At 71.7% G+C, this 16,029-nt stretch carries 13 protein-coding genes and 1 tRNA gene; 9 read left to right on the forward strand and 5 right to left on the reverse strand.

The window, feature by feature from the left end; translation table 11 throughout:
- The first annotated feature begins 23 nt into the window (after positions 1-23).
- The 3 genes from D7147_RS18895 (at position 24) to D7147_RS18905 (ending at position 1,909) form a co-directional block, all read left to right on the forward strand.
- Positions 24-605, forward strand: coding sequence for a TetR/AcrR family transcriptional regulator (locus D7147_RS18895; protein ID WP_120679438.1), 582 nt, complete (start codon positions 24-26; stop codon positions 603-605).
- A 75-nt stretch (positions 606-680) separates the two neighbouring features.
- A complete protein-coding gene (locus D7147_RS18900) occupies positions 681-1,493 on the forward strand; it encodes an oxidoreductase (RefSeq protein ID WP_120679440.1) in 813 nt (270 codons plus the stop codon).
- Positions 1,494-1,705: 212 nt separating this feature from the next.
- Complete coding sequence (locus tag D7147_RS18905; protein ID WP_120688897.1) at positions 1,706-1,909, forward strand: hypothetical protein; 204 nt, start codon at positions 1,706-1,708, stop codon at positions 1,907-1,909.
- A 213-nt stretch (positions 1,910-2,122) separates the two neighbouring features.
- Here the strand turns inward: D7147_RS18905 and D7147_RS18910 are convergent.
- From D7147_RS18910 to D7147_RS18925, 4 genes are all read right to left on the reverse strand, one after another.
- Positions 2,123-2,194 (reverse strand) — tRNA-Arg (locus D7147_RS18910).
- Positions 2,195-2,389: 195 nt separating this feature from the next.
- Positions 2,390-3,082 (reverse strand): winged helix-turn-helix domain-containing protein, encoded by a 693-nt coding sequence (locus tag D7147_RS18915; RefSeq protein ID WP_120679445.1) that lies wholly within the window; start codon positions 3,080-3,082, stop codon positions 2,390-2,392.
- A gap of 239 nt (positions 3,083-3,321) precedes the next feature.
- Positions 3,322-3,984 carry a DUF305 domain-containing protein gene (locus tag D7147_RS18920; protein ID WP_120679448.1) on the reverse strand — a complete coding sequence of 221 codons (663 nt, stop codon included), beginning with the start codon at positions 3,982-3,984 and terminating at the stop codon, positions 3,322-3,324.
- Positions 3,985-3,992: 8 nt separating this feature from the next.
- The gene (locus tag D7147_RS18925; RefSeq protein ID WP_120679449.1) at positions 3,993-4,793 is read right to left on the reverse strand and encodes a DUF3105 domain-containing protein; all 801 of its coding nucleotides are present in this window, start codon (positions 4,791-4,793) and stop codon (positions 3,993-3,995) included.
- A 99-nt stretch (positions 4,794-4,892) separates the two neighbouring features.
- On the opposite strand from D7147_RS18925, the gene argS reads away from it, so the two are divergent.
- The 6 genes from argS (at position 4,893) to D7147_RS18955 (ending at position 15,547) form a co-directional block, all read left to right on the forward strand.
- On the forward strand, positions 4,893-6,566 hold the full coding sequence (argS, locus tag D7147_RS18930; RefSeq protein ID WP_120679451.1) for an arginine--tRNA ligase: 1,674 nt from the start codon (positions 4,893-4,895) through the stop codon (positions 6,564-6,566).
- Positions 6,567-6,625: 59 nt separating this feature from the next.
- Positions 6,626-8,011, forward strand: a complete 1,386-nt coding sequence (lysA, locus tag D7147_RS18935) for a diaminopimelate decarboxylase (RefSeq protein ID WP_120679888.1) — start codon at positions 6,626-6,628, stop codon at positions 8,009-8,011.
- Between the two features lie 8 nt (positions 8,012-8,019).
- Positions 8,020-9,333: a homoserine dehydrogenase gene (locus D7147_RS18940; RefSeq protein WP_199734211.1), complete on the forward strand. Its 1,314-nt coding sequence runs from the start codon at positions 8,020-8,022 to the stop codon at positions 9,331-9,333.
- Positions 9,334-9,585: 252 nt separating this feature from the next.
- Complete coding sequence (gene thrC / locus D7147_RS18945; protein ID WP_120679455.1) at positions 9,586-10,635, forward strand: threonine synthase; 1,050 nt, start codon at positions 9,586-9,588, stop codon at positions 10,633-10,635.
- Between the two features lie 287 nt (positions 10,636-10,922).
- Positions 10,923-14,198: an efflux RND transporter permease subunit gene (locus D7147_RS18950; RefSeq protein WP_120679457.1), complete on the forward strand. Its 3,276-nt coding sequence runs from the start codon at positions 10,923-10,925 to the stop codon at positions 14,196-14,198.
- Between the two features lie 116 nt (positions 14,199-14,314).
- Positions 14,315-15,547, forward strand: coding sequence for an MFS transporter (locus tag D7147_RS18955; RefSeq protein WP_120679459.1), 1,233 nt, complete (start codon positions 14,315-14,317; stop codon positions 15,545-15,547).
- On the opposite strand, the gene D7147_RS18960 is transcribed toward D7147_RS18955, so the two are convergent.
- The gene (locus D7147_RS18960; RefSeq protein ID WP_120679461.1) at positions 15,516-16,016 is read right to left on the reverse strand and encodes a hypothetical protein; all 501 of its coding nucleotides are present in this window, start codon (positions 16,014-16,016) and stop codon (positions 15,516-15,518) included. The genes D7147_RS18955 and D7147_RS18960 overlap by 32 nt on opposite strands.
- Positions 16,017-16,029 lie beyond the last annotated feature (13 nt).

Consider the following 16,029-nt stretch of genomic DNA (forward strand, 5'->3'; position numbering starts at 1 on the left):
AAGAAACGGTGTAGGGTGGTGTCATGGGGCGGGCGAGGGAGTTCGACACCGACACGGCACTGGATGCGGCCATGCGTACGTTCTGGGAGCGTGGCTATGAGGGCACGTCGCTCACGGATCTGACCGAGGCCACCGGTGTGGGGCGCCAGTCGCTGTACCTGGCGTTCGGCGACAAGCAGAAGCTCTATCTGGCGGCGCTGGACCGCTACCGGGAGCACTTCTACCTTCCCCTGGTGGAAGCCGTGTCCGGCAGCGTCGACGTTCGGGTGGCGTTGCGGGAGGCGATCCTGCCGCTGCTCGACGGTAGCTGCGCCGATGACCCGAGAGGGTGCCTGTTGGTCGCCGCGGCCGCCGAGCGGGCCGGTGAGGACGCCGCGGTCCGTTCCCGGGTCACGGCGGCGTTCGCCGGCCTGGAGGCCGCGCTGCTGGAGGCGGCGCAACGCGGCCGGGCGGCCGGCCTGGTCGCCGACACGGTGGACCTCACCGGCTGGGCGGCGCTCACCGTGGCCACCATTCAGGGCTTGCGGGTGATGGAAGCGGGCGGCGCCGACCGGAGCACCCTGATCCGGGCGCTCGACACCGCCTTGGCGATGCTCCACCCCTGACCTCTTGCTCACCCCTGGGCGTGGCATCCGCCTGCCCATTTATTTGACCGACCGATCAAGAAAATAGGGACACGCATGTCTGTTTCGTTTGATCTCACCGACAAGGTCGCCGTCGTGACCGGCGCCGGCAAGGGCATCGGCGCTGCCGTCACCCGCGAGCTGCTCGATGCCGGCGCCCGCGTGGTCGCGGGCAGCCGCAGGGCCAGCAGCGATCTTGCCGGGCTGGCCTCCGACAAGGTGCTGGCGACGGTCGACGTCGACCTCTCCACCGCAGCGGGGCCGGGCCGGCTCGTGGCCGCCGCCATCGAGCGGTTCGGTGGCCTGGATGTGCTGGTCAACAACATGGGCGCGCTTGCCGGCGGCGGTCCCCGGCTCGGCGGGTTCCTGTCGGTCAGCGACGCCGACTGGATGAGCAGTTTCGAGCTCAACCTGCTCTCCGCGGTGCGGGCCACCCGCGTCGCGGTGCCCGCGCTCATCGAGCGCGGCGGCGGCGCGATCGTCAACGTCGGCTCCGTCAACGCCCTGCTGCCCGATCCCGGCGTCGTGGACTACTCCGCCACCAAGGCGGCGTTGACCAACCTCGGCAAGTCGCTGTCGGCGGAGTTCGCGTCCCAGGGCATCCGCGTCAACACCGTCTCACCCGGCCCGGTGGCGACCCCGTTGTGGACCGCGCCCGGCGCACTCGGCGAACAACTCGCCACGGCCATGGGCACCGACATGGATGGTGCGATGAGCGCGATGGCCGACGGCCTCGGCGGGATCAAACTCGGCCGGTTCGGCACCGCCGAGGAGATCGCCCATCTGGTGGTGTTCCTGGCCAGCCCCGCCGCATCATGGATGACCGGCAGCGATGTCGTCATCGACGGTGGACTCGTCAAGACCCTCTGACCGGCGCTCGAAGTGATCCGCGCCGCGCCAGTGGCCCGGAGCGGAGACACGAAGCGGCCGCCGCCAGGTTCCCCTGGTCGGCGGCCTTCTTCGTGCCGTCCTCCACCACCTCTCCTCCTCCGGGGCGATTCCGTGCGGGCTGCGCGTGCCCCGGCCGGAGTTACTGTGTGGACGGTGGCTCGGGCCCCGGGTTCCGCAGGGGGGAGATCGCGGTGCGACTGGTGAAGCTCGGCGCGTTCGCGGCAGTCGCCGGCCTGGTGGGTGCGCTCACCAACCTCTGGGCGCGACAGGCGTTCCCCGAGGCATGGGGTGGCCCCAACATCGGCGGCGGGATCCTGCAACTGCTGTGCTACGCGCTCATCGTCGGCGGGGTCATCCTGGCCGTCGCCGGCGGGTTCGCCGCGCGCAAGCGGTGACCAGCCGGTCCCGGACACGGACGTCGACCCCGCGCTGACGGCTCAGCAGGAGTGCGCGGGACGCGGGCCGGCTCAGGCGAACGACGAGAGAGCCGGCACGCGGAGGAACACCAGGCGGTGGAGCGCCGGACCCGGTTCGAGACAACGACGAAGGCCGCTGCCCAGTTGCCTGGTCAACGGCCTTCAGTGCTGGTCAAGCTTCCTTAGCAAGTGTGCCCCCGGCAGGATTCGAACCTGCGCCCCCGCCTCCGGAGGGCGGTGCTCTATCCCCTGAGCTACGGGGGCTCAGCGACTGGGAAAGACTAGCAAACGCCCGGTACGAACGCCGAATCGGTATCCGTCGCGCGCGTCACCCCTGTTCAACCTCACCCACCCCACCCTGCCCCTGGACGTGTTGATCAAGAGGTTTGCGTCAGGATCCGCGCGGAAGTTGACGCAAACCTCTTGATCAACACGGTTCTGAGCGACCGCACCGCAGGGTCAGGCGGCCTGGGCTCGGCCGCAGCTGGGCAGGGGGTGCAGCACGATCCGCCGGGGTAGCCGGCGAGGCCACTCGTTGCGGGCCCACGAGCCGTCCACGATCAGGTGCACCGTGCGCTCCTCCGCGCCGCTGAGCCGCAGGACGAAGTCACGGGGCAGCGGCGGGTCGACGTTCGGGGTAGTGATCATGAAACGCACCCGGCCGCGGGAGGAGACGGCGGAGATGACGTCCGCCGCCGGCATCGTGCCGCGCAGGCGGACCCGACCGATCCAGTAGACCTCGGCGAGGTGCTCCTGGGCGGCCCGGGTGATCGCCGGGTACTCGCTGCGTACCCAGCGCTCGACCGCGCCCACGCAGAGCCCGCAGGCCCGCTCGCGGGGCTCCCGCGGACCCAACCCCCAGGCCCGCAGGTACGCCCCGACCGCGCCGGCGTCCATCGGCAGCTCGAACTGACGCTGGATGAGGGCGGTCAGGCTCTGCCGCGTCCACAGCTCCTCATCCAGATCGAACTGGTCCGGGTGGACACCTCGCAGGGTGTCGATCAGTTCGAGTTCCTGTTCGCGGCTGAGCATTCCCGGCTCGCTCTGCCGCTGTCCGCGACGGGCGGCTGCCACCGCCCCGTCACCGCCGATGGTGTGGCGACGGCACCAGCTGGTGACCGAACGCCGTGCGTCTCTCAGTGCAACCCCCACGTCTTGCGCAACGAGCCCGAATCGCAACTGGTCACGATATGTGTGGAGAAAACTCTCCAACGCACGTAATCGGGCAGACCGCCCAAAGCGCGCAGGATGCTCGGTGTGCTGGACGAAGATCTCCGCGTGGGTCGGGGTCGATCACCGCGCCAACCGGCCGGAAACGACCGAGAGGTCCGGATCGGCCGGTGGAACCGGTTAATCCAGACCTCTCGGTCGTCGGGAGAGTCAGCGACGCGTCAGCCGCCGAGGCGCTTCTTCGCGTTCTGCAGGTTGGTGAGATCGGTCTGCTGGGTGTTCTTCATGATCTGCGCCGTCCGGAGCACCTCCGACTCGTCGCCGGCATCGAGCACGCCGTCGATCATGTGGATACCGCCCAGGTGGTGATTGATCATCATGTTCAGGAACAGGAGGTCGAACTCCCGGCCCTGGGCGGCGCGCAGCCGCTCCATCTCCTGCGGGGTGGCCATGCCCGGCATCAGCCCGTTCTTGACCAGGCTCGCGCCGTCCGGCATCCACGCCATACGCGGCTGCGACCCGGTCGGATCCAGCCCCCATCCGCGGAGCCAGGTCTGCATGATGCCGATCTCGCCCTGCTGGCCGCTGGCGATGTCGCCGCCGATCTGGCGTACCTCGGGGTCGGTGCCCCGTTGGAACGCCATCATCCCCATCTCGACCGCCTGGGCGTGGTGGGCGGTCATGTCCCGGGCGAAGCCGGCCTCCACCGAGTCGTCACCGGGGCGGGTCAACCGGGGGGTCAGCAGGCCCCCCGCGAAACCGAGGAGCAGGGCGACCACGACGGCGACGGCGACTCCCACCAGGCCGAGGCGGGTGCCGGACCTCCGGCCGCCGTCGGCGGCCGGGGATTCGGGTGAGCTGTCAAGCGTGGCGGGAGCCGTCATCACGATCCTTACTGGGTCGGCATCTGCACACCGTTGTCACGCGGCGTGGTGCCGGTGGCGGTGATGCCCTGGTTGCACAGCGCGGTCGGCCCCTCGATCGAGGCGTTCACCCGCAGCGTCTTCACGAACTCGTCGATCCGGCTGTCGTCGGCGTTGTCGAGCTTGAGCTGGTAGCCCCAGGCCTGCAGCGAGATCGGCTTGTCGAGCCCCTCGAACGGGCTCATGAGCATCTTCTCGTTGCCGCGCACCTTCTCGGCGAGCTTGCTGACCTGGTCGGCCGGGAGGTCGGGGCGGTAGGTGATCCAGATCGCCCCGTGCTCCAGGCTGTGCACCGCGTGCTCGTTGGCGATCGGGGCGTCGTAGACGTCGCCCATGCAGTTCTGCCAGGCCTGGTTGTGCGGGCCGGCCACCGGCGGGGAGACCGTGTACTTGATCGGGCCGGGCTGGTGGTTACTGCCCTTGACCAGCTCCGGGTCCTTCTCGCGGTAGTTCACGATGCCGCTGATCGCGTCGGCCCGCTCCTCCCACGGCTTGGAGCCCTGGAACGCGGCCCAGGCGCCGAAGCCGATGATGCCGGCGGCCACCAGGCCCACGACGACGAAGAGGATGATCGGGCCCTTGGCGCGGCCCTGACTGACCTTGACCGGGGCGATCGGCTTGCGGGGACCCTTGCCCCCGCCCGCGCGGGCTGCCGTCGGCTTGCCGGATCCGGCCTTGGCGCCGGACGCCGGCCGGCCTGCGGCCGGCTTCTTGCCCGTGCTGACCACGGTCGGACGGCGCTGCTCGCCGCCCGGGGTGCTGATGCTCATCGTGCCTCGTCAGGTCGGTCGGTCAGGGAGCCGGCGGGTCTGGTACGCACAACGGGTCACCGCCGCGGGCACCGAGTCTACCCCCGATAACATGGATCGGTGACTCCCGCAGAACTCGCCGAGGTCGTCCTCGCCGCAGCCCACGCCGTCTTCACCCAACGGGGCCTCGACCCCGCTGTTCTGCCGGGGGAGACCACCGTCGAGCGACCCCGGAACCCGGAGCACGGCGACTACGCCTCCACGCTGGCGTTGCAGCTGAGCAAGAAGGTCGGTCGGCCGCCGCGGGAGCTGGCGAGCGCCCTCGCCGAGGAGCTGGGCAAGGCGCCGGGCGTCAAGTCCGTGGAGATCGCCGGCCCCGGCTTCCTCAACATCCGGCTGGACGCGGCCGCCGCCGGTCAGCTCGCCCGCGTGATCGTCGAGGCCGGTGCCGAGTACGGCCGCAGCGAGCGGCTCACCGGGCAGCGGATCAACCTGGAGTTCGTCTCCGCCAACCCCACCGGCCCGGTGCACATCGGCGGTGTGCGGTGGGCCGCCGTCGGCGACGCGCTGAGCCGGCTGCTGCGGGCCACCGGCGCCGAGGTCGGCACGGAGTACTACTTCAACGACGCCGGCTCCCAGATCGACCGGTTCGCCCGGTCGCTGCTGGCCGCGGCGCGGGGCGAGGCGGTCCCGGAGGACGGCTACGGCGGGGCGTACATCTCGGAGATCGCCGCCGAGGTGCAGGCCCGCCGGCCGGAGGTGCTCTCCCTCGACGACGCCGCAGCCCAGGAGGTCTTCCGGACCGAGGGCGTCGCGCTGATGTTCGACGAGATCCGCTCCTCGCTGCGCGACTTCGGGGTCGAGTTCGACACGTACTTCAACGAGAAGGACCTGCACGACCGGGGCGAGCTGGACCTCGCCCTGGCCCGGCTGCGGGAACAGGGCCACGTCTTCGAGGCCGAGGGGGCGACCTGGCTGCGCACCACCGAGTTCGGCGACGACAAGGACCGGGTGCTGCGCAAGTCCAATGGCGAGTGGACGTACTTCGCGGCCGACTGCGCCTACTACCTCGACAAGCGGGAGCGCGGCTTCGAGCGGGTCGTGATCATGCTGGGCGCCGACCACCACGGCTACATCGGCCGGATGAAGGCGATGGCCGCGTGCTTCGGCGACGACCCGGAGCGCAATCTGGAGATCCTCATCGGCCAGCTGGTCAACCTGGTCCGCGACGGGCAGCCGATGCGGATGAGCAAGCGGGCCGGCACGGTCATCACCCTGGAGGACCTGGTCGAGGCGATCGGCGTGGACGCCGCCCGGTACGCGCTGGCGCGCTACTCCAGTGACTCGCCGATCGACATCGACGTCGAGCTGTGGACCCGGGCGAGCCGCGACAACCCGGTCTACTACGTGCAGTACGTCGCCGCGCGGACGGCTGGCGTGGCCCGGCAGGCTGCTGAGGTCGGGCTGGTCCGCGGCGACAGCGCCGACTTCCGTCCCGAGCTGCTCGGCAACGAGAAAGAGAACGAGCTGCTCAAGGCGCTCGCCGAGTTCCCCGCCGTGGTGGCCACCGCCGCCGAGCTGCGGGAGCCGCACCGGGTGGCGCGTTACCTCGAGGAGACGGTCGCGCCGGCCTATCACCGGTTCTACGACGAGCCGGCCTGCCGGATCCTGCCGCGCGGCGACGAGCCGATCGGCGACGGCAACCGGGCCCGGCTCTGGCTCAACGACGCCACCCGGACCGTGATCGCCAACGGCCTGCACCTGCTCGGCGTCACCGCACCGGAGAGGATGTAGTCGGTGAGCGCGAGGAGTGAGCTTGCGAGCCCCGCAGTCGCGAACGGAAGGTGGTACTGATGCGGGCTCACGAGGCCGGCGCGCTGCACGGTGAGATCGGCAGCCGCGGGCCGGGCTGGCTGCGTACGCCGGAAGACGTCAACGCCCTGATGCCGGCGCTCTGGCCGCGCACCGTCCGGCGTGCCGACGACGGCGCGCTCAGCGTCGCCGGGCTGAGCGTGCGCGACCTCGCCGCCGAGTTCGGCACCCCGGTCTACGTGCTGGACGAGGACGATCTCCGGTCGCGCTGCCGGGACTTCCGGGACGCCTTCCCCGACGTGGACGTCTACTACGCCGGCAAGGCCTTCCTCTGCCGGGCCGTGGTCCGGATGATCGACGAGGAGGGGCTGCACCTCGACGTGTGCAGCGGCGGTGAGCTGGCCACGGCGTTGGCCGCCGGGATGCCGCCGGAGCGGATCGGCTTCCACGGCAACAACAAGTCGATCGCCGAGCTGACCCGGGCGGTGGACGCCGGGGTCGGGCGGATCATCGTCGACTCGTTCACCGAGATCGACCGGCTGACGGCGCTCGCCCGCGAGCGGGGCGTACGCCCCCGGGTGCTGGTACGGGTCACCGTCGGCGTCGAGGCGCACACGCACGAGTTCATCGCCACCGCCCACGAGGACCAGAAGTTCGGCTTCTCGCTCGCCGGTGGAGCGGCCGCGGCGGCCGCCTTCAAGATCCTCGACGAGGACGTGCTGGAGCTGCGCGGCCTGCACTCGCACATCGGGTCGCAGATCTTCGACGCCAGCGGCTTCGAGGTCTCCGCCCGACGGGTGCTCGCGCTCCAGGCGCAGATCCGCGACGCCCGCGGCGTGGAGCTGCCCGAGCTGGACCTCGGCGGCGGCTTCGGCATCGCGTACACCACCCAGGACCACCCGGCCGCGCCGGAGGACCTGGCGAAGCGGCTCCGCAAGATCGTCGACGGCGAGTGCGAGGCCGAGCGGCTGGCGGTGCCGCGCCTCTCCATCGAGCCCGGTCGGGCGATCGTCGGCCCGGCCGTGTTCACCCTCTACGAGGTGGGCACGGTCAAGGACGTCGACGGCATCCGCACCTACGTCAGCGTCGACGGCGGAATGAGCGACAACATCCGTACGGCCCTCTACGACGCCTCCTACTCCGCGACGTTGGCCTCCCGGGCGTCGACCGCCGAGCCGATGCTCGCCCGCGTGGTGGGAAAGCACTGTGAGTCCGGGGACATCGTGGTGAAGGATGAATTCCTGCCCGCCGACGTGCAGCCCGGAGATCTTGTCGCGGTGCCCGGCACCGGCGCCTACTGCCGGAGCATGGCCAGCAACTACAACCACGTGCCGCGCCCCCCGGTGGTCGCGGTGCGTCACGGCCAGGCACGTCTGATCGTCCGGCGGGAGACCGAAGAGGACCTGCTCGCATTGGATGTTGGATGACCTCACCTGTGCGCCTGGCGCTGCTCGGCTGCGGCACCGTCGGCGGGGAGGTGGTGCGGCTGCTGCACGAGCAGTCGACCGACCTCGCCGCCCGGATCGGCGCCCCGTTGGAGCTCGCCGGCATCGCCGTACGCCGGCTCGGTCGTGACCGCGGCGAGCTGCCGGTGGACCCGGCGATCTTCACCACCGACCCGCTCGGCCTGATCAAGCGGGACGACGTGGACGTCGTGGTCGAGGTGGTGGGGGGCATCGAGCCGGCGCGCGGTTGGCTGGTCGAGGCGCTGCGGGCCGGCAAGAGCGTGGTGACCGCCAACAAGGCGCTGCTCGCCGAGGACGGCGGCGCGCTGCACGACGCGGCCGCCGAGGGCGGCGCGGACCTCTACTACGAGGCCGCGGTGGCCGGGGCGATCCCGCTGCTGCGCCCACTGCGCGAGTCGCTGCACGGGGACCGGATCACCCAGGTCACCGGCATCGTCAACGGCACCACCAACTTCATCCTCTCCGCCATGGACGCCACCGGCGCCGGCTTCGCCGAGGCGCTGGAGGAGGCGACCGAGCTGGGGTACGCCGAGGCCGACCCGACGGCCGACGTGGAGGGCTTCGACGCGGCGGCGAAGGCGGCGATCCTCGCCTCGCTGGCGTTCCACACCCGGGTGAACGCCGCCGACGTGCACCGGGAGGGGATCACCGAGGTCACCGCCGCCGACGTGGCCAGCGCCAAGGCGATGGGGTGCACCATCAAGCTGCTCTGCATCGCCGCGCGGGGGGTGGACACCGCCGGCCGGGAGACCGTCAACGTCCGGGTGCACCCGGCGATGATTCCGCTGACCCACCCGCTGGCCGGTGTCGGCGACGCGTTCAACGCGGTCTTCGTCGAGGCGGAGGCGGCCGGTCAGCTGATGTTCTACGGCCGTGGCGCGGGCGGGGCGCCGACCGCCAGCGCGGTGCTCGGCGACGTGGTGGCGGTCGCCCGCAACCGGCTCGCCGGGGTGCGCGCGGCCAGCGAGAGCGCGTACGCCGACCTCTCCGTACGGCCCATGGGGGAGGCGCTCACCCGCTACCACGTGAGCCTCGACGTGGCCGACCGGCCGGGTGTGCTGGCCGCGGTGGCCGGGGTGTTCGCCCGGCACGACGTGTCGATCGCGACGGTGCGCCAGGGCCCGGCGGAGGGCTCGACGCCCGGCAGCGGCACGGATGCGGACCTGGTCATCGTCACCCACGTCGCGCCGGACGCCGCGCTCGCCGCGACCGTCTCCGAGCTGCGGGGTCTGGAGATGGTCCGTTCGGTGACCAGCGTGCTCCGGGTCGAGGGCGGGGTGTGACTCGTTTGACCCGGTGACGGGTCTCCGGCGAGGGCGACCGGGGCCGGCGCCGGGCGTGCGCCCGGCGGTGGAGCTGCGCCGGAACGGTCGTGAGCCGCGTCAGGCACGGCGTGGACGGCGGCGGCGCGTGCCGCGCGTCGAGGGGTGTCCCGCCAGGTGGGTAACGGGGGGTGTTTCGGGGGCCGGTCGGCGAGGCTGGTCCAGGCTTGGCGTGCCCCTGGTCGGTGGAGCGGACGAGGCGAGGAGAGCGACATGTGGCGGGGTCTGATCGAGGCGTACCGGGACCGGCTGCCGGTCACCGACGCCACGCCCGTCGTCACCCTGAACGAGGGGAACACGCCGCTGCTGCCGGCGCCGGTGCTCTCCGCGCGGCTCGGCTGCGACGTGCACCTGAAGGTGGAGGGGGCCAACCCGACCGGCTCCTTCAAGGACCGCGGCATGACGGTCGCGGTCTCCAAGGCGGTCGAGGCCGGCAACAAGGTGATCATCTGCGCCTCCACCGGCAACACCAGCGCCTCCGCCGCCGCGTATGCGGCCCGCGCCGGACTGACCTGCGCGGTGCTCGTGCCGCAGGGCAAGATCGCGTTGGGCAAGCTGGCTCAGGCGCTGGTGCACGGCGCGAAGCTGCTCCAGGTCAACGGCAACTTCGACGACTGCCTCGCGCTCGCCGCCAAGCTCGCCCAGGACTATCCGGTGGCGCTGGTCAACTCGGTGAACATCGACCGGCTGCACGGCCAGAAGACGGCCGCGTTCGAGATCGTCGAGGCGCTCGGCGACGCGCCGGACATTCACTGCCTGCCGGTCGGCAACGCGGGCAACATCTCGGCCTACTGGATGGGCTACAGCGAGGAACTGGCGGACGGGCGGGCCACCCGCGCCCCGAAGATGTTCGGTTTCCAGGCTTCCGGGGCGGCGCCGCTGGTCACCGGCGAGGTGGTACGCGAACCGTCGACGATCGCCACCGCCATCCGGATCGGCAATCCGGCCAGCTGGACCCGGGCGATCGACGCCCGGGAGGCCTCCGGCGGGCTGATCGCGGCGGTGACGGACCGGGAGATCCTCTCCGCGTACCGGCTGCTCGCCCGGGAGGTCGGGGCCTTCGTGGAGCTGGGGAGCGCGGCCAGCGTGGCGGGGCTGCTCCAGCAGGCGGCCGCGGGCCGGATCCCGGCCGGGGCCAGCGTGGTGTGCACGGTCACCGGGCACGGGCTCAAGGATCCGGAGTGGGCGATCTCCACCGCGCCCGCCCCGATCACCATCCAGAACGACCCCCTAGCGGCCGCCCGCTCCCTAGACCTGGCCTAACCCCCACCCCTCCACCCCCCACCTCCCGGGCCGGCCTCCCGGCCCCACCGCCTGGCGCCGTTGATCAAGAGGTTTGCGGTGCGACACGCCGAACGGAGTGACGCAAACCTCTTGATCACCGGGGTGGAGGCGGGGCGGGGGCGGGGTGGAGGCGGGGGCGGGGGCGGGCCGTGCCCGTGGGGGCGGATGAGAGCTGGGGTACTGCTCAGTACCCGGCGCGGGGCGGGGCGAGCGGGTCGGGCACACTTTGCATGCCCTGCAAATTTTTCTAGGAGTGAGCCAGGCCGATGTCGCTGCTCGCCAGATCAAGCCTTGCCAACCGAGGGCTGGTCGCCCTCATCGCGGTGGTGACCACCGTCTTCGGACTGTTCGCCGTGCCGTCGCTCAAGCAACAACTGCTGCCGTCGCTGGAGTTCCCGGCCGCCTTCGTGATGGCCACCTACCCCGGCGCGACACCCGAGATCGTCGAGTCCCAGGTCGTCGAGCCGATCGAGAACAGCCTCCAGGGCCTGCCCGGCCTGGAGACGGTCAACTCGACATCGCGCGAGGGCATGGCGACCGTCCAGGTGCAGTTCGAGTTCGGCACCGACCTCGACGACACGGTCAACAAGATGCAGACCGCTTTGAACCGGATCGGCGCGCAGCTGCCGGAGGGCGTGGAGCCACAGGTGCTCGCGGGCAGCACCGACGACCTGCCGGCGGTGGTGATCGCCGCCACCGGTGGCGATGACGAGCGTGCCCTCGCCGACAACCTGCGCGCCGAGGTGCTGCCGGAGCTGGAGGCGATCGACGGGGTGCGGACCGTCGAACTGACCGGCACCCGCAGCGACGTGGTGGTCGTCAAGCCCAACCTGGCGAAGCTGGCCGCCGCGAAGCTCGACCCGAGCGCGATCGGGACGGCGTTGAAGACCAACGGCGTCGCGGTGCCGGCGGGCACGGTCACCGACGGCGCCCAGGCGCTCCCGGTCCAGGTCGGCACCCCGGTGGGCACCCTCGACGACCTGCGCGGCATCGTCGTCGCGCCCGGGGCGAACCCGGTCCGGCTCGGCGACGTGGCGACCGTCGAGGAGACGCTCGCCCCGGCCACCGCGATCACCCGCACCAACGGCGAGGAGAGCCTGGGCATCGCGGTCACCGCCAGCCCGGACGGCAACGCGGTGCAGATCTCGCACGAGATCCGCGACCGGCTCGACGCGCTGCGCGACGCCTCCGGCGCCGGGCTGACGGTGATCTTCGACCAGGCGCCCTTCGTGGAGAAGTCGATCGAGAGCCTCACCACCGAGGGCCTGCTCGGCCTGGTCATGGCGGTCATCGTCATCCTGGTCTTCCTGCTGTCGGTCCGCTCCACCGTGGTCACCGCGGTCTCCATCCCGCTCTCGGTGCTGGTCGCGCTGATCGCGCTCTGGATCGGTGACTACTCGCTCAACCTGCTCACCCTCGGCGCGCTGACCATCGCGGTGGGCCGGGTGGTGGACGACTCGATCGTCGTGTTGGAGAACATCAAACGACATCTCGGGTACGGCGAGCCGAAGCGCGACGCGATCGTCAACGCCGTACGCGAGGTGGCCGGCGCGGTCACCGCGTCCACCCTCACCACGGTCGCCGTCTTCGCCCCCATCGCCCTGGTGGGTGGCTTCGTCGGGCAGCTCTTCGCGCCGTTCGCCATCACGGTGACCGTGGCGCTGCTCGCCTCGCTGCTGGTCGCGCTCACCGTCATCCCGGTGCTCGCGTACTGGTTCCTGAAGCCCTCGGGCGGCACTCCGGACGACGCCGCCGTGCGCCGGGCCGCGGAGGAGAAGGAGCTGCGCAGCCCGCTTCAGCGGGCGTACCTGCCGGCGATCGGCTTCGCCACCCGCACCCGCCGCACCCGGTGGATCACCGTCGGGCTGGGCGTGCTGGTGCTCTTCGGCACGTTCGGTCTCGCCAGCAAGCTGGACACGAACTTCCTCGACGACTCCGGGCAGGACACCCTGAGCATCCGTCAGGAGCTGCCGGCCGGCACCGGCCTGGCCGCCACCGACGAGGCGGCCCGCAAGGTCGAGGCGGTGCTGAAGCAGACCGACGGCGTCGAGACGTACCAGGTGACGGCGGGCGGCGGCGACCTGGGCTTCCTGGGTGGCGGCCGGAACAACGTGGCCAGCTGGTCGCTGGCGCTGGGCGACGACACGGACGCCCAGCAGATGCGGGAGGAGCTGCGCAAGGAGTTCGACGCGCTCGGCTCCGACGCCGGCGAGTTCACCTTCGGTGGCGGGCAGGACGCCTCCGCGAGTCGGCTCGAGGTGGTCGTCCAGGCCGCCGACCCGGAGGTGCTCGACCGGGCCGCGAAGGCGGCCGAGGAGGCGGTGGCCGGTACGCCGGACGTGGCGGACGTCACCAGCAGCCTCGCCGACCGGGTGCCGCGGGTCGACGTGACGGTCGACCGGGTGAAGGCCGGTCGAGCGGGTCTCACCGAGGCCGCGGTCGGCCAGCTCGTGGCGCAGGCGTTCCGGGGTGCTCCGCTCGGGCAGGTCGCCCTCGACGGCGGCCAGCAGAACGTGCTGCTCCGACTCTCCGACAACCCGCCGCTCAGCATCGACGAGCTGCGTGCGTTGCCGGTCGGACCGGTGAAGCTGGGGGACATCGCCACCGTCGAGCGGGCCGAGGGTCCGCAGCAGGTCACCCGGATCGACGGCGCGCGCAGCGTCACGGTGACCGGCACCTCCACCGGTTCGAACCTCGGCGCGACCACCGAGGAGCTGCGTCAGCGTCTCGACGCGATCGACGTACCGGGGGCGACGTTCGTGATCGGTGGGGTCAGCGCCGACCAGGCGGATGCCTTCGGCGACCTGGGGCTGGCGGTGCTCGTCGCGATCGCGATCGTCTTCCTGATCATGGTGGCCACGTTCCGTAGCCTCATCCAGGCGCTGATCCTGCTGATCTCGATCCCGTTCGCGGCCACCGGCGCCATCGGTCTGCTGCTGGTCACCGGGACGCCGCTCGGGGTGCCCGCGCTGATCGGCATGCTGATGCTGGTCGGCATCGTGGTGACCAACGCGATCGTGCTGATGGACCTGGTGAACCAGTACCGGGCCCAGGGCCTGAGCGTGCAGGACGCGGTCGTCGAGGGCGGCCGGCACCGGCTGCGGCCGATCCTGATGACCGCGGTGGCGACCATCTTCGCGTTGCTGCCGATGGCGTTCGGGCTCACCGGCGAGGGCGGCTTCATCTCGCAGCCGCTCGCGATCGTGGTGATCGGCGGTCTGCTCACCTCCACGCTGCTGACCCTGCTCCTGGTACCGACGCTCTACACGATGGTGGAGAACACCAAGGCGTCGTTGCGGGAGCGGCGTCGGCGGCGGGCCGACGGTTCGCCGGCGGGGCCGGCGGAGCCGACCGACCCGGCGGGTACGGCGGCCGAGCCCGAACCGGTCCCCGCGGGCGCCCGGACGGACGCGGGCAACGGCAACGGGAACCGGCCGGAGACGCGGCCGGCTCCCTCGGCGGCGCTGATCGACGGCACCGACCAGTTCGAGGTGCTCAAGCTGCCCAAGAGCCGCACCTCGCCGCTGCCGCCCACCGAGTAGGCAGCACAGCTCCAGGTACGCCCCCGGCGGGTTCCGATCCGCCGGGGGCGTTCCATTCGAGACGGACGGGCGTACCGCGCAGGGGTGTTCCGGCCGGCGGAGTAGGGTCCTGGTCCGTGGCGTCCACCCTGTCGGTCCTTACCCACAACCGGAATTTCCGCAATCTTTTCCTCGCCGAGCTGGTGGTCTTCGGAGCCGACTGGTTCGTCATGGTTCCGCTGCTGGTGCTGCTGCCGCAGCTCACCGGCAGCGGCGTGTGGGGCGCGCTGGTGCTGGCCGTGGACACCGGCGTCGTGGCGCTGCTGCTGCCGTTCACCGGCGCCATCGCCGACCGGTTCGACCGGCGGAAGATCATGATGGCGGCGAACGTGGCCGCCCTGCTCGGGGTGCTGCTCCTGCTCGGCGTCCGCAGCGCCGACACCGCCTGGCTCGGCCTGCTGGCGATCGGGGTGGTCGCGGTCGCCAAGGGCTTCTACTCGCCCGCCGCCCAGGCCGCCCTGCCCAACGTCCTCGACCCGGAGGAGCTGGCCGCCGGCAACGCGATCGCCGGCTCGGCGTGGGGGACCATGACGGTCGTCGGCGCCTCGCTCGGCGGCGTGCTCAGCGACCGGGTCGGGCCGTACGCCTGCTTCTGGATCGCCGCGGTCGGCCTGGCGCTCGCCGCGATCCTGGCCGCGACGATCCGCCGGCCGTTGCAGGCCCCGCGGGAGCCCGGCGTGCCGCCGCAGCGGGCGTGGGCCGCGGTCAGCGAGGCGTTGCGCTACATCGGACATCGCCCGCGGGTGCTGGCGTTGGTGACCGTGAAGTCGGCGGTCGGCCTGGGCAACGGCGTGCTGACGGTCTTCCCGCTGCTGGCCGCCGTGTACGGGGCCGGGCCGGCCGGCACCGGGCTGCTCTTCGCGGTCCGCGGCGCGGGGGCGCTGGTCGGGCCCATCCTGATGCGGCGGGTGCTCACCAACCGGTCGCTGCTGCTGCCCGGCCTGGCCGTGTCGATGTCCCTGTACGGGTTGGCCTACCTCGGCACCTCGGCGGTGGGCTGGTTCCCGCTGGTGCTGGTGCTGGTCTTCGTGGCCCACTTCGCCGGCGGCAGCAACTGGGTTATGTCGAACTACGCGCTGCAGGGTGAGGTGCCGGACCGGCTGCGCGGGCGCGTGTTCGCCACCGACATGATGCTGGCGACGCTGGCCATCTCGATCAGCCAACTCGCCGTCGCGCTCGTGGTCGACGCGGTGGACGAGCGGGTGGTGCTCGCCGGCTGCGGCCTGGTCACCGTGGTCTACGCGGTCGGCTGGCGGATCGCCACCCGGCGACTCTCCCTCACCGATCCGGTTCCCGAGCCGGCCCGCTGACCGACGGGACAGCCGGGTGGGCCGGTGCCGGCAGCGGCGGGAGGTCGCCCGCGTACGGAGCGCCGCTGGGGTTCGCCGTTGCCACGGGCGACGTCGGCCAGCTCCCCGGGCCGGTGGCCGGCACCGGTTCAGGCGTACGACGGCCGGTCAGCGCCGCCGCGATGACCAGGCCCAGCCCGGCCGGCTGCAGCAGGGTGCTGATCAAGCCCGTCACCACGACCAGCTGCACGACGTCGAAACCGGGGCTCCCGGTCGTCTCGGCCGAGAGCAGGGCGGGCAGTACGAACGACACACCGACTCCGAGGCCGACGTCGACCAGCAGTACTCCCAGACCGGCGACCATCAGCCTGAGGGGGCGGCCGGGCAGTCGTCTCCGGGCCACGCCGGTCAGCACCAGACCGATCACCAGCACCAGCAGGGACGGTAGGTGGCTGAGCGCTTGCACCGCCGTGTACCAGAAGGGACTCACCCGGCCTCCGATC

The sequence above is a fragment of the Micromonospora musae genome, assembly GCF_003626545.1.
GTDB lineage: Bacteria > Actinomycetota > Actinomycetes > Mycobacteriales > Micromonosporaceae > Micromonospora > Micromonospora musae.